Source organism: Algoriphagus sp. (assembly GCF_024305035.1).
In the GTDB taxonomy this organism is placed as follows: domain Bacteria; phylum Bacteroidota; class Bacteroidia; order Cytophagales; family Cyclobacteriaceae; genus Algoriphagus.
Genome location: NZ_JAMWZB010000088.1, coordinates 1 through 504, shown reverse-complemented (window position 1 = coordinate 504; position 504 = coordinate 1). Strand labels below are relative to the sequence as shown.

Below are 504 nucleotides of genomic sequence, written 5' to 3'. Positions count from 1 at the left end.
ATGATGAGATGAACTCTAATTTTGAGTCATCTTCAGCCGATTTAATTCTTACTATTATTTATTCATCCAATTCGATATCAAAAGGACAACAATTCGATTTAGACTATTCCAGAATTTTTTTGAGGTGGGATAAAGAGAAAGGGAATTTTTCTTTCTATACTGATAAATTTTTTGATGGCAGTCAAGCATTACGAAATTTTTTATTTAATATAAATACTTCGGAAAATGAAAAGGGTCCCTATACACTCAGTAATGAAAATCAAGGGATTATACTCTTTAGCCGGGACAATGCCGAAGGCGTTTATTCCATTTTATCAGAATCCCAAGAAACTTCCTCACAAGAGATCGATCCTGCTGAAGTATCATTTAGACTTTTAGATGATGAGGCGAGTGAAATGTACCCCAGTTTCTATGGCCCAGATTTTCTAAAAGGAGCAGGCGATAATGGTCAAGGCAGACCCGAAAAAATGCTTTTTAGCTCGGATCGGGATGGGGCATTTGATA

At 35.9% G+C, this 504-nt stretch carries 1 protein-coding gene; it reads left to right on the top strand.

Annotation, left to right across the window (positions count from 1 at the left end; translation table 11 throughout):
• Positions 1 to 119: 119 nt before the first annotated feature.
• Positions 120 to 504, top strand: a 385-nt coding sequence (locus Q0L00_RS19635) for a hypothetical protein (RefSeq protein WP_297338594.1), incomplete at its 3' end; no start/stop codon positions are given.